This window comes from Shewanella sp. S1-49-MNA-CIBAN-0167 (assembly GCF_040310145.1).
Taxonomy (GTDB): domain Bacteria; phylum Pseudomonadota; class Gammaproteobacteria; order Enterobacterales; family Shewanellaceae; genus Shewanella; species Shewanella psychromarinicola.
This window is the reverse complement of the sequence record NZ_JBEOPO010000004.1, coordinates 80,330-93,473: the sequence shown is the minus strand read 5'-3', so window position 1 is coordinate 93,473 and position 13,144 is coordinate 80,330. Positions and strand designations below refer to the sequence as shown.

General features: G+C 43.9%; 15 protein-coding genes. 6 read left to right on the top strand and 9 right to left on the bottom strand.

Features of this window, described 5'->3' with window-relative positions:
* Positions 1-79: 79 nt before the first annotated feature.
* The 6 genes from AAEZ00_RS03040 to yjjX all read right to left on the bottom strand — a co-directional run bounded on the left by AAEZ00_RS03040 (position 80) and on the right by yjjX (position 5,425).
* The gene (locus AAEZ00_RS03040) at positions 80-1,246 is read right to left on the bottom strand and encodes a membrane dipeptidase (RefSeq protein WP_351088324.1); all 1,167 of its coding nucleotides are present in this window, start codon (positions 1,244-1,246) and stop codon (positions 80-82) included.
* A 27-nt stretch (positions 1,247-1,273) separates the two neighbouring features.
* The gene (locus AAEZ00_RS03035; RefSeq protein WP_351076623.1) at positions 1,274-1,729 is read right to left on the bottom strand and encodes a SufE family protein; all 456 of its coding nucleotides are present in this window, start codon (positions 1,727-1,729) and stop codon (positions 1,274-1,276) included.
* Positions 1,730-1,794: 65 nt separating this feature from the next.
* Positions 1,795-3,054 (bottom strand): aminotransferase class V-fold PLP-dependent enzyme, encoded by a 1,260-nt coding sequence (locus AAEZ00_RS03030; protein ID WP_351076626.1) that lies wholly within the window; start codon positions 3,052-3,054, stop codon positions 1,795-1,797.
* Positions 3,055-3,168: 114 nt separating this feature from the next.
* On the bottom strand, positions 3,169-4,209 hold the full coding sequence (locus tag AAEZ00_RS03025) for an NADP(H)-dependent aldo-keto reductase (RefSeq protein ID WP_101032789.1): 1,041 nt from the start codon (positions 4,207-4,209) through the stop codon (positions 3,169-3,171).
* 135 nt (positions 4,210-4,344) lie between these two features.
* Entirely contained in the window at positions 4,345-4,860 is a 516-nt protein-coding gene (locus AAEZ00_RS03020) for a GNAT family N-acetyltransferase (protein WP_124013515.1), read from the bottom strand.
* Positions 4,853-5,425: an inosine/xanthosine triphosphatase gene (yjjX, locus tag AAEZ00_RS03015; protein ID WP_124013516.1), complete on the bottom strand. Its 573-nt coding sequence runs from the start codon at positions 5,423-5,425 to the stop codon at positions 4,853-4,855. Before yjjX ends, AAEZ00_RS03020 begins: the two co-directional genes overlap by 8 nt.
* A gap of 279 nt (positions 5,426-5,704) precedes the next feature.
* On the opposite strand from yjjX, the gene AAEZ00_RS03010 reads away from it, so the two are divergent.
* Together AAEZ00_RS03010 and AAEZ00_RS03005 are read left to right on the top strand one after the other, a co-directional pair.
* Positions 5,705-6,514: a DUF4097 family beta strand repeat-containing protein gene (locus AAEZ00_RS03010; RefSeq protein ID WP_101032786.1), complete on the top strand. Its 810-nt coding sequence runs from the start codon at positions 5,705-5,707 to the stop codon at positions 6,512-6,514.
* 154 nt (positions 6,515-6,668) lie between these two features.
* Positions 6,669-7,460, top strand: a complete 792-nt coding sequence (locus AAEZ00_RS03005; RefSeq protein WP_101032785.1) for a ribonuclease H family protein — start codon at positions 6,669-6,671, stop codon at positions 7,458-7,460.
* Positions 7,461-7,558: 98 nt separating this feature from the next.
* On the opposite strand, the gene AAEZ00_RS03000 is transcribed toward AAEZ00_RS03005, so the two are convergent.
* Positions 7,559-8,014, bottom strand: a complete 456-nt coding sequence (locus AAEZ00_RS03000) for a GNAT family N-acetyltransferase (protein WP_101032784.1) — start codon at positions 8,012-8,014, stop codon at positions 7,559-7,561.
* 543 nt (positions 8,015-8,557) lie between these two features.
* Between AAEZ00_RS03000 and mdh the strand changes: the two genes are divergently transcribed.
* Positions 8,558-9,493, top strand: a complete 936-nt coding sequence (gene mdh / locus AAEZ00_RS02995) for a malate dehydrogenase (RefSeq protein WP_124013518.1) — start codon at positions 8,558-8,560, stop codon at positions 9,491-9,493.
* Positions 9,494-9,623: 130 nt separating this feature from the next.
* Here the strand turns inward: mdh and AAEZ00_RS02990 are convergent, their stop codons facing one another.
* Both AAEZ00_RS02990 and AAEZ00_RS02985 read right to left on the bottom strand, forming a co-directional pair.
* Positions 9,624-10,439 (bottom strand): SDR family NAD(P)-dependent oxidoreductase, encoded by an 816-nt coding sequence (locus AAEZ00_RS02990; RefSeq protein ID WP_351088323.1) that lies wholly within the window; start codon positions 10,437-10,439, stop codon positions 9,624-9,626.
* 11 nt (positions 10,440-10,450) lie between these two features.
* Positions 10,451-10,840: a thiol-disulfide oxidoreductase DCC family protein gene (locus tag AAEZ00_RS02985; RefSeq protein ID WP_101032780.1), complete on the bottom strand. Its 390-nt coding sequence runs from the start codon at positions 10,838-10,840 to the stop codon at positions 10,451-10,453.
* Between the two features lie 179 nt (positions 10,841-11,019).
* Here AAEZ00_RS02985 and folX point away from each other — a divergent pair, with 179 nt between their 5' ends.
* The 3 genes from folX to folM all read left to right on the top strand — a co-directional run bounded on the left by folX (position 11,020) and on the right by folM (position 13,027).
* Positions 11,020-11,382: a dihydroneopterin triphosphate 2'-epimerase gene (gene folX / locus AAEZ00_RS02980; protein ID WP_101032779.1), complete on the top strand. Its 363-nt coding sequence runs from the start codon at positions 11,020-11,022 to the stop codon at positions 11,380-11,382.
* Positions 11,383-11,412: 30 nt separating this feature from the next.
* The gene (folE, locus tag AAEZ00_RS02975; RefSeq protein WP_418896013.1) at positions 11,413-12,078 is read left to right on the top strand and encodes a GTP cyclohydrolase I FolE; all 666 of its coding nucleotides are present in this window, start codon (positions 11,413-11,415) and stop codon (positions 12,076-12,078) included.
* A gap of 220 nt (positions 12,079-12,298) precedes the next feature.
* Positions 12,299-13,027, top strand: a complete 729-nt coding sequence (folM, locus tag AAEZ00_RS02970; RefSeq protein WP_351088322.1) for a dihydromonapterin reductase — start codon at positions 12,299-12,301, stop codon at positions 13,025-13,027.
* The last annotated feature ends 117 nt before the right edge of the window (positions 13,028-13,144 follow it).

Below are 13,144 nucleotides of genomic sequence, written 5' to 3'. Positions count from 1 at the left end.
TGTAGTGGTTATCAATTTTAGAATCAATCACTTAAAAGCTGAGCTTAATGTTCAGCTTTTAAGTAACTTAATATTAGATTTATACCAATACCTGCTTGAGCACTCGCTGCCAGTTTTCACCCATAAAACGATCGCGATCGGTCGATTTGAAACGAGCTTTTTTCAAGGCGTCGTCAATACGGCTCATGCGGTCGATGCTGTTGAATTCAGGAATAACTACATGCTTGGGCTCAACGTCAAAACCTAACACATTCTGTTCTTCTAATCGGTGCCACCATGGAAGGTATTCTTTTATGCCTTCGCTGTTATTGTTATCTAACGCTAATAGATTTTCTTGACCACGAAGTGGAAAGTCATTGGCTATCGCAACGCTATTGACACCGCCCACTTTGGCAATATAACCGAGTTGCCTGATGTAGTCTTCAATTGTGGGTGTCGGCTGGTTAGTCAGCCAAAAGCTCATCATAAATACCCCAAACACGCCGCCGCTATCGCCAATAGCGCGGATCACTTCATCGGGTGAGCAACGGGCATTGTTTACAATAGCGCGCGCAGCACCATGGCTTTGCACAATAGGAGACCGACTGGCTTTTGCTGTATCAAGGGCTGTTTGGGCGCTGGAGTGACTCACATCGATCAGGATATTTTTACGATTTAACTCGTCTATTAGTGATTGCCCTGCGGTGGTTAACGGGGGATTTAAACTCTTTAAGCCGTTATTATCTAATGCGCCACCCGCATAGCGATTACCATAATGGTGGGTTAGCTGCAGCACGCGTAAACCCTGCTGATGCAAACTGTCTAACAGTGGCCACTCATTGTTTGCTCCGTCATCTTCCACACAGTCGGCGCCTTGAATTTGAAAAAACACCGCGGTTTGTTGCTGTGCTCTTGCCTTGTTAATGTCTGCCCCCGTCAGCCCTTGCAGATACACGTCTGGATTGGCAATGACCGAGTTAGCCGCTTGCTTAATGCTATTGATGCAGGCTTGATAAGTGCGTTTATAATTTATGGTGCCATCCGCTTGCTCAATCTTATCAATCCCTGAAATATCGGCAATAAAGGCATCGAGCTTTGAGGCTTTAACATCATTGATGTCGGTGGGTAAAAACGATAAACCATCGATGTACAAACGACGTGATTCAACTGCCCATGCTGGAAGCGAGCTTAAAGGGCTTAATAATGTGGCTGCTCCAAGGCCTTTTAAGATATGACGGCGAGCTTGGTTACAGACTTTTTGAGTCATTATTATTCCTTAGTGTTGGACAGTGTTTCAGGTACTAACATCATGTGTATAGGCAACGATGGCTTGCGCTAACGCAGTTAAACCATTGGTACGAGATGGACTTAGTTGGCCACTTAATCCAAGGCGGTCAAAATACTGTTTCACATCAAATTGGTGTATTTGCTCAGTGGTTTTACCTTGGCAGTTGGCCAGTAATAATCCAATTAAGCCTTTTACAATACGAGCATCACTATCGGCTAGATAAAAATGTTGCCCATTTAAGCGGTGATGATAGAGCCATGCTTGGCTTTCGCAGCCTTTTACTTGTGCATCCGCGTGCTTAAATTCTGCAGCCAATGGCGGTATTAACTTACCGAGTAGCATAATCTGGCGATACTTATCTTGCCAGTTATTGGCTTGTTCAATGAGGTTAACCGCTTCAATTAACTCATCCGATAAAGGCAAAAATAACAGCGGTGAAGGTGTGGCGCTTGGGTTTAACATGGTAATTCAATTAACCTCAGCGGTAGATAAAAAATGCATTTGGATCATCGTGTTGTGCTTTGGAACTATAACAATAACTCTTTTACGGCATTAAGTGCATGAATAAATTGATCAACATCTTGCTTATTAGTATAGATGCCAATCGATGCACGGCAACACCCGCCTAAATTAAGGCTAGCCATTAATGGCATGGCACAGTGATGACCACAGCGTACAGCAATCGCTTGTTGATCCAGTAAAATTCCCACATCTTGGTGGTGTTCACCCTTAATATTAAAGGCCACCGCAGCAATATTGGTCGCGTTTTTGTCGTTGGCAATGCCATACAATTCAATATCGCCAAGCTGTTGCAACTGCTGTTGTAAATACTGGATCAATTGTTGTTCGTGGACCCATAATTGCTCGCGGGGCAATTGTTGTAAAAAACGGATAGCAGCCCCGAGACCAATAACTTCTGCGATAGCGGGGGTGCCAGCTTCAAGGCGATTAGGTAATGGCCCATATTCAGTATACGCAAAACTGACGGTTTTGATCATCTCGCCGCCAGTGAGCATTGGCGTTAGTTGGTCTAATTGTTGATATCGACCATATAAAATTCCCACGCCTGTTGGCCCGTACATTTTATGGCCCGAAAACACATAAAAGTCACAATCAATTTTTTGCACATCAACGGATAAATGGGCTATGGCCTGGGCACCGTCCACTAAGGTTAACGCGCCAACGGCTTTGGCTTTTGCAACCAGTTCTTCGACGCAATTGACTGTCCCTAATGCATTTGACACATGACATATGGCAACCATTTTAGGCTTAAGCGTTAATAATCGGTCAAAAGCCGCCATATCCAGTTGCGCGTCTGCTGTCAGTGGGATGGGGGTTATCACCGCGCCAGTACGTTTTGCCAGTTCTTGCCAAGGCACAATATTGGCGTGGTGAGCCGCGGTATCAACTAGGATGACATCATTGGGTTTGAGTTGCGAGGTGAGTCCATAGGCCACCATATTGATCGATTCAGTGGTGCCATGGGTAAAAATAATCTCGTCTTGACGTTGGGCATTTATAAATTCAGCCACTTGTTGACGAACCGCTTCATATTGCTGAGTCGCCCGGGCTGACAGTTGATGGGCCGCTCGGTGCACATTGGCATTATTGAGTTGGTAGTACTCGGTCATTGCGTCAATCACAGCTTGTGGCTTTTGGCTGGTCGCTGCGGTGTCTAAGTAGCACAAAGGATAATCGCCAATGGTCTGTTTTAGCGCTGGAAATTGATCGCGTATCGCTTGATGATCAAATAAAACGGCAGACGGTGTTGACGATGCAGGCTTCATAAAATAAGGGTTTCTATACTGAAAAGAAAAGGCATCAAGATCTTCATTGATCTTGATGCCCATTGCAAGGGTTTGTGGCAATTAGCGTATTTGTTAAGCGGTTATGTCATTTGCCTAGGGACAAGGAAAACGATATAGCGCCGACAATTGATTAATTCTTAGCATCAGCTCGGCAGATAAACTGACTTTGTGGCTGTCGATATTTTGTTTTAGCTGATGTAAATCAGTGGCGCCAATAATGTTAGAGGCGACGAATTTGCGGCTATTAACAAACGCTAAGGCCATTTCGGTCGGAGATAAACTAAACTCACGGGCTAAATCGATATAAGCCTGAGTTGCTTCAAGGGCCATTGGCGTACTGTTATAGCGGGCAAAGCGTTTAAATACGGTTAAGCGTGCGCCTTCTGGCCACTGATTATTTTCATATTTACCGGTTAACGCGCCAAAGGCTAACGGCGAATAAGCTAATAACGGCACATCTTCACGATAGCTGATTTCAGACATGGCGATTTCGTAGCTGCGATTAAGCAAGTTGTACGGATTTTGCACGCTAATAATGCGCGGCAAATCGTGCTGTTCGGCTAATTTTAGGTATTTCATAAATCCCCAAGGGGTTTCATTAGAAATACCGATATAACGCACTTTACCTTGTTTAATAATTTCGGCTAAGGCTTCAAGGGTGTCTAAAATAGGGGTGTAATGTTCTTCGTCGTCATGCTCATACATCATTTCGCCGAAAAAGTTGGTGTTTCTATCGGGCCAATGCACTTGATACAAATCGATAGTGTCGATTTGTAAGCGTGATAATGAGTCGTCAACGGCTTGATGGATATTACGCCAATCGAGCGCCATATCGCTGCGTATGTAATCACCTTTACCACCAGGCGCGGCGATTTTAGTCGCAATAACTAAATTATCGCGGTTGCCTTGGGCTTTGAGGTAGTTACCTAAAATTCGTTCGGTGTCGCCCTGAGTTTCAGCTTTGGGTGGCACAGGGTACATTTCAGCGGTATCAATAAAGTTAACGCCTTGACCAATAGCATAATCGAGTTGAGCAAAAGCTTCGGCTTGGGAATTTTGTTCACCCCAAGTCATGGTGCCGAGGCAAATTTTACTGACCTCAAGGCTAGAATGCGCGATACGTTGGTATTCCATTATCATCCTCCTATGGAATGTGCTTGATCTGAGGCTAGCAAGCTTTTGCATCCTTGCAAAGCGCTATAAGACAGTACAAAGAAAGAGTGAGCAAAAAACGTGCAAATACGTTTGTTTAATGCCTATTTAGCGTTATTACAGTGTTTTTGTCATGGCGATTTCACAGGCGTCGTGACCTGTTTCACCTAAATGCTGGCATCGAACGAAACCTAATTTTTCATATAAGGCCAGTGCTTCAACTAATATAGCGGTGGTTTCGAGGTACATCGACTGGTAGCCTTGCTGTTTGGCATACTCAACACATAGTGCCGATAATCTTTTCGCCAAACCTTGGCCACGTATTGTGTTAGCAAAATACATTTTCTGTAATTCACACACACCATCATTGGCTGGTAATGGGGCAACACCTGCGCCGCCAACGACTTTGCCTTGGTATTCTATTACCCAGTATTGTGAGCCTTGCGCTTGATATACCTCACTTAAACAGTCAAGCGTCTTATCGGCAACGCTAAACCCTCTATCCGCAGTTAAGCCATATTCTGCTGACACTTCACGGATCATCGTCGCCAATGCAGCATTGTCTTGAGCTTGTAGTGGGCGGATTATTGCCCCGTTGTCTAAGGTGAATGGCATTGTGGTTGGTCTAGTCATTAAATAATTCCGCATTGATAAAAGGAGCCATTGCCAGCACTAATGCTTGGGTATAAATGCTTTCACGGCTGGCTAAACCTTGGGTGAGCAAACCAATCGCGCCACCTTTTTGTTTAATGTTGTTGGTGTTAAAGACTCTGTCCATCACTTTGCCCAGTTCTTCACCTGCTTGTAAAGCGTTAAAAATGGTTTGCGGTAGCGGTAAGTTGGCGCTGCGACCGACAGATAATGTGTCGTTATGGATAATGGCCATATAAGCAAAAGTGGCGGGGCCGTGCTCAAAAGGATCTACACCGCCTTCCATCGCCACATAAAAGTCAGCCTGTTGATTTGCCGTTTTTGCATTGGCTTGGCAAAACTTGGCGCGGTTAATGGCCCCCAGTTTAGTTTCTGCTTCGCTCATGGGTTGCTCTGCCACTAATGATGGCGCATGCATGCCGCGACAATGGATTTGAACATCAGGGAAATATTGTCCAATGGCGTGTTGTGCTGCACTTATTTTAACCGGGTTGGTTGAACCCACAATGATAGTTAACGTTTGCGATATCGCTGGAGATGTTGGCATAGGGCTATTTTTCTTTTTTGTTTGAGTTAACCGTGACAATCACAGTGGTAAAGTTAACCACATTGTATGATATTTTAGTTCTTTTTGGTTTAATGAACCACTTTTTTTAATGACGATTAAGTTTAAGTTACTGTAAATAAAGACTTTGTAGAGTTGGTATAAAACCTGCTAAATCATTGTTAATTGCCGCTAACGCTTACCAACAAGCGTTAACTCATGTTAATAACATTGGTGTAGTGAGCTAAGCTTATTTATATCTTCATAAAGGGAATTACTCATATGTCTATTCGTATCGCAACCATTAGTGTCACCGTCGGGCTTATTTTAGGGGCGACGCTGTTCGGTGCGTCACAAGGCGAAGCTGAGTCGGTGTTTTCGTCATCACAAACCTCTGCGCAAACTCAGACAGATCTTAACTTGGTACAGCAGCAATTGAATCTTGATGCTGGATCATTAACGCAGTTAGTTGCCAATACGGGTGCAGGTAAGTTAACGATTATCGGCGTACAAGGCTTAACTGAAGTGGTGATACATGCTGACATCTATACCCAGTCATTAGATCAAGATGACATTAACATTAAACTCAGTTTGACCCGTAAAGGTGATAAAGCCTATTTGTTATCAGAAATACACACTGAGCATTTATTAGGTGAGTCCCCCTTTATCGATCTATTGGTCAAAGTACCGTCAACCTTAGCCCTAGACATTAACGACGGTTCAGGCTCTATCCAAGTTGATGACGTCAGTGCAGATATCGAGTTAACCGACGGTTCGGGCAGTATTGTGATGAACCACATTGGCAAATTGGTATTAGTTGATGGTTCAGGATCTGTTGATATTGATCAAGCGTCAGGGGCGATCGATGTGCAAGATGGTTCGGGATCTATTCGCATTAACCATGTTATTGGCGATGTCAGTATTGAAGATGGGTCAGGCTCTATCAAGGTTAACCAAGTGCAGGGTATCGTTGCGATTAAAGATGGCTCCGGCGGCATTGAGGTTGCTAACACCAATGGGTTAACCATAGTCAATTCTGGCTCAGGCAGTGTCAATTATCATGATATTAATGGCCCACTGACCCTTAACTAACGCAAGCCCCAATAGGCTTTTATTTTATCAAGCAGCTCAAGTTAACTGCAACTGTAATGATCTAGATGGTTTTTTGTTTTAAAGCCAGGTTTAATCATGGCATGATGCAATCACGTTATTCGTGACGCTAGCATTGTTGAAGTAAGAATTAATCATGGCAAAGAAGTTTTATGTAGTATGGGCAGGACGAGAAACCGGCATTTTTACCAGCTGGGATGTCACTAAGCGCTCAGTTGATAAATATCCGCAAGCCAAATACAAATCCTTTGCCACAGAAGCGGAAGCTAAAGCGGCATTTGCTCAATCTCCTGCAAGCAGTATCGGCAAAAGTACCTCAGCCAAGACGACAAGCCGTTCATCAACCGTAAAGCCTGCTGGGGCTAGCACATCAACCAAAAGCCTTGGCGCTAATCAAGCAGTATTAAGCCAATTTGATGTGGTGATTTATACCGACGGCGGTTGTGAACCTAATCCTGGTAAAGCCGGGTCGGGGATGGCGATATACCGTAAAGGCGAGTTAAGCGAGTTATGGTTTGGATTGTTTAATCCTAATGGCACCAATAACACCGCCGAGCTCAACGCGCTGCATCAGGCATTATTGGTGGCTAAAAAAGTCCTAGACGCGGGCGAAACCGTGCAAATCATGAGCGACTCCCAGTACTCGATTAAATGTGTCTGTGAGTGGGCATACGGTTGGAAAGCTAAAAACTGGACTCGAAAAAGCGGTGAAATAGCCAACCTTGAGATCATCAAACCGGCTCATGCGCTATATGAAGCAATGAAAGCGGATTTGGTGCTGCAACATGTCGCTGCCCATATTGGGATTGAAGGTAATGAATTGGCAGACAGAATGTCGATCCATGCGATTGATCAACAGCACAAAGGGTTCAGCCAATTTAGCGCGCCACTGGATATCAGTAAAATTCTTGCGTTGCGCACAGGCTAGTTATTGTCGCAACTCTCCCTTGAACGCCTTAGATTCCTTGAAAAATAACCACAAAAAAGCCGGATTGTTCCGGCTTTTTGTATACCACTTATGATCACTTACGATTGCTTGGTATTTTCTTCGTACATTAAATAATGGCTCTGTTCCATGCCTAAGGATTCATAGGTTTGTTGGGCTATTTTATTATCATGCTCAACATATAAACGGAAGCTCGCAGTACCGCCATTGTCTGCGGCTAAGTCTTTTACGGCTTGATAAAGTTTGCCATAAATCCCTTGGCGACGATTGTGTGGGCGTATATACACACTTTGGATCCAGTAATAGTTATTTGCGCGCCAATCACTCCACTCGTAGGTCACCATGAGTGAGCCGGCAATTTCACCGTCAACTTCAGCGACTAAATATACCCCACGTTCAGGGTGGGTCAGCAACCCTTCAACACCGCGGGTTAACTGCTTGGCATCTAATTCAAGGTTCTCTGTTTCCATTGCCATGGCTTGATTAAATTGAACTAACGCTTGCTGGTCGGCCTGTTGGCCTATTCTTATTATCATCGAATTCTCACATTAAAAGGGCAATTACAACTGCATCGTATCAGTTAGTGATGGCAGCGTAGGTGAATAAGTTAATGCTGCCAGTGGCAGCCTAAGTGTACGCTAATTATCTTATTTTATGGTATATAGCGCCTGCGTTCATGGTAGCGCTAATGTCATTAAACCAGTACAAATGAGCGGTTTGCTCATAACGTTAAAACAGTAAAACAAACAACACAAGAGGTTCATATGCAGTTATAGCCGCTATTTGAGCGAGGTAATCGAACATGTTTCTGTTGTAGCTAGTCGATATTGAACATCATTAGATTGACAAGATGTGCCTGAAAATGATCAATAATAATCCTTCTTTGGAGCGGTTTTATGATATTTTTAGGTATAAATTGCAGCAAGATGTCCGTTTCCCCCAATTAAACTGTGGATTAGCGCTTACTTATTTATGACTGTCCACTAACGTATAATTGAAATTACTGTGACGATGCAGTAATGTGACGCCACGACAATGTAGATCAATGTCACAAACTGCATAAATTGATGGAGATAATTATGAAAGTTGCTGTATTGGGTGCTGCTGGTGGTATCGGCCAGGCTCTAGCTTTACTGTTAAAAACTCAACTGCCTGCGGGCTCAAAGTTGTCTCTGTATGACATCGCTCCGGTTACTCCTGGTGTTGCGGTTGACTTAAGTCACATCCCAACCGACGTAGAAGTAAAAGGTTTTGCTGGTGAAGATCCAACACCTGCATTATTGGATGCTGACGTAGTCTTAATGTCTGCGGGTATTGCGCGTAAGCCTGGTATGGATCGTTCAGATCTATTCAATATCAACGCTGGGATCGTGCGTAACCTAATGGAAAAAGTGGCGCTAACTTGTCCTAAAGCCTTAGTGGGTATTATTACTAACCCAGTTAACACAACGGTTGCGATTGCTGCTGAAGTATTGAAAAATGCCGGTGTTTACGACAAAAACCGTTTATTTGGTATCACGACTCTTGACGTTATCCGCAGTGAAACCTTCATCGCAGAGCTTAAAGGCTTAAACGTTGCTGACGTTAAAGTGAACGTTATTGGCGGACACAGCGGCGTGACTATTCTGCCTTTACTTTCTCAAGTTGAAGGCGTGACGTTCACTGACAAAGAAGTGGCAGCAATGACCACTCGCATTCAAAACGCGGGTACTGAAGTGGTTGAAGCTAAAGCCGGTGGTGGTAGCGCAACATTATCAATGGGCCAAGCAGCTTGTCGTTTTGGTTTATCATTGGTACGCGGTCTTCAAGGCGAAGCCAACATCGTTGAATGTGCCTATATTGACGGCGGCAGTGAGCACGCTACATTCTTCGCCCAGCCAATCCTTCTTGGCAAAAACGGCGTAGAAAAAGTATTACCTTACGGTGAAATTAGTGCATTTGAAGCTAACGCTCGTGATGCAATGTTAGACACCCTTAAAGGTGATATCAAATTAGGCGTTGAATTTGTTAAATAATTAACTGAATCGATGTACTAAAAACGCGAAGCCAATGCTTCGCGTTTTTTTGTTTATAATGCCTAGCATCTAGCATCTAGCATCTAGCATCTAGCATCTAGCATCTAGCATCTAGCATCTTCATTCATCATCACCAATTTATTTCTTTACCTTGCCAATCAAGATAACTGGCTTCGCCGTCGGGCTCAATATCAGCCATGATCGCCGTTAACTGGCTGGCGACAAATTCTGGGGTGAATAACTTGCCTGCTGGCACATTGGCCTGAAACGGTTTAGATAATGGCGTGTCAGTGGTGCCGGGATGAAACGCGATGAGCTTGACTCGTTTCAGTCGCCTTGCATATTCTACGGCAGTGGTTTTGATCAACATGTTTAATGCCGCTTTCGAGGCGCGATAGCCATACCAACCGCCTAAACGATTATCTGAAATGCTGCCAACTCGGGCGCTTAAAATACTGATCACGCACTTTTTGTCAGCGGCTACGTTATGGTTTGCTTGCGACAATAACGCTGTCAGTGCGCTTAGCCACAGCATGGGCACAATACTGTTGGCATAAAACAATTGCTGCAATGCATCACTGTTAATGTCTTCAATGCGTTTTTCGGGCATCAGGTTTGAGTTTTTGGGTTGTTCAGTTGGCGATAGCGGCGTTTTGGAATGCAAAATACCATTGCACATCACCACTCGAGTGACTTTACCGGCAACTAAACTGATGTTGTTAACACACTCAATAATAGAAGCTTGTTGGTAATCACAACAAAAATGCTGCTGAGTAATGTTGGCGCTGTGCTGTGGTAAAGCCAAAGCCGACTGACGGCTAATCGAAATGATACTTAACGGTACCTCTTGGCCTTGATCCACTACAGCTTGGTTGATAAACGCTCGGGCAATGGCCGATGAGGCACCAATAACAATTAAGGTTTCTGCTGAAGTTGGATCGCTCATGCCGCTTGCCCTTATTTGATGTTACAAGTGCCGTTACTACAACGCTTTTGACCCGTGAGTAGGTAAGATACCCGGTAGCGATTACGAGCAAAGGCCAAATAAGCCACATCGGCTATGGGTTTGATAACAGGCATGCGCAACAGTTTTATCCAACGGTGCTTACCCATCATCCCCCATGCTTTGGCGGTAACATCTAAGCCATAAAGCCAGCTGCCATCCGCTTGAAGTCCATGTAAAACAGTATTAGCGCGCACCACATCTAAATCAGGGAAGCGCAGCTTAATATCATCGGCATTAATATCTTCAAGGCCAATGCGGTTTAAACTGTCGTAGCGCTTTAATTGCTGCATTTCATTGAGGCAAAGCGGGCAAGTGCCGTCATAAAAAATAGTCAGTTCCATTATTAACCTCATTATTCAAAATGTGTATATTGAGTATTGTACGCACCACAAGCCTAGCCAGTTTACATTTACAGCAATCGAAATTTTATCCAGATAGGGCTGCTGATCGAAACGACTGTTTATGATCTTTTTATTCAACCTTGGCGTATCTAATCAAAACACACCACAAGGGCTCAATAATGCCATTAAGCCAAGCCATTATTAAGGTCACCAATTTACGCTTACGTACTTTTATTGGTTTTAACCAAGACGAGCGCGAAAAGCAGCAAGATGTGGTGATTAATATTGAGATCCATTATCCAGCCGATCGATCGTTTCAAACCGATAACGTTGCCGATGCGCTAAACTATAAGGTCATCACCAAAAAAGTGATTCAGCATGTTGAAGAGGGTAGGTTTTTATTACTGGAAAAACTGGTTGCCGACGTATTAGAAATTTGTCGTGAACACCCAGCCGTTACCATAGCCAGAGTCACCATTGATAAACCTCATGCATTGCGATTCGCCGATTCAGTGTCGTTGTCTTTAGAGTATCACAGCTAACTTAACCCATTATTTAAGGATGTTATTATTATGATGATTAATGACATAACCCGCGCAGAGTTGTCTGCTGAAGCATTGAAAGTTCAACAAGCTCTAGTCACACATGGACTTGAAACACCACTGGCACCAAGCCAGATGACCAGTGAGCAAAAGTATGAACGCATTAAAGGCTTAATGACTGAAGTGGTGTCGACGTTAGGGCTCGATCTTAGCGACGACAGCTTGGCTGAAACGCCGCACCGCATTGCTAAAATGTATGTTAACGAGATTTTTTCTGGTCTCGATTACGCTAATTTTCCTAAAATCACCCAAATTAAGAATAAAATGGGTGTCGAAGAAATGGTTAAGATCCGCGATATCAGTGTGGTCAGCACGTGCGAACATCACTTTATTACCATTGATGGGCTCGCCAAAGTCGCCTACATACCAAAAGACAATATTATTGGATTATCGAAAATTAACCGTATCGTGCGATTTTTTGCTCAAAGACCACAAGTGCAAGAACGCCTAACCCAGCAAATTTTAGTGGCGCTGCAAACCTTACTGGAAACCGACGATGTCGCAGTGAGCATTAATGCCACCCATTACTGCGTAAAATCACGCGGCATAATGGACACCTCATCAAGCACCCAAACCACAGCGCTTGGCGGCTGCTTTAAAGCCAACCCAGCGACAAGAGCTGAGTTTTTAGCTTAGGAATGACCTCCGTTTAGGATATAAACCGTTATCAATAATGGCTAATGACTTCAATTACCTCAAGTAACTGAAGTCATTTTTTTTATGACCAAGCTATAACTTGTCACCATTAGGCATTAAGATGACTTTTAGTCATCAATTGATCATTTTCTTTGAGATAACCATCTAATTTGCTTATGATAAAAGTTCAATGTATCAGAGCTAAAATAAAGAGAGCATTATGGAACGTACAATACTGATCACTGGCGTAGGTAAACGCATTGGCTATGCCCTGGCTAAATATTATTTGGCCCAAGGTCATCAGGTCATTGGTACCTATCGCACCCACTACGACAGTATTGAACAGCTGGGAAAGTTGGGGGCGAGTTTACATTCATGCGACTTAACTAATCCTGTGGCAATCGATGCATTGATTGAGCATATCAATGAGCATCATGATCGCCTCGATACCATTATTCATAATGCGTCAGACTGGTTGCCCGACAACAATGGCTTAAGCCCGAGCGAGACTATGATGCGGATGATGCAAATTCATGTATCTGCGCCGTATCAAATCAACCTAGCGTTAGCACCATTGCTGATCAGTGCCGCCAAAACCAATGACGATAACATTGGTGCCAGTAACATTATTCATCTTACCGACTTTGTAGCCGAAAAAGGCAGTAAAAAGCATATTGCCTACGCCGCCAGCAAAGCCGCACTTCACAACATGAGTCTGTCGTTTGCGAGCTTGTTAGCCCCGCACGTTAAAGTTAACTCCATTGCGCCTGCTATGATTTTATTTAACCAAGATGACGATGATGCCTACAAAGTCAAAGCACTGGCTAAAGCGATGTTGCCTAAAGAAGCCGGTAATGATGAAATCATTTCTTTGGTCGACTACCTACTGGGCAGCCATTATGTTACTGGTCGCAGTTATGCGGTAGATGGCGGCAGACAGTTAAAATAGTCATGTCGTGAGGTATTGTTGCAACTAAGTAATAGACTTCTAGATGGCTAATTGCTAGTGTAGAGAACCGCTGCTATTATCAACAACTGCGGAGCCCCTTTTGGGTCATTAATCCAT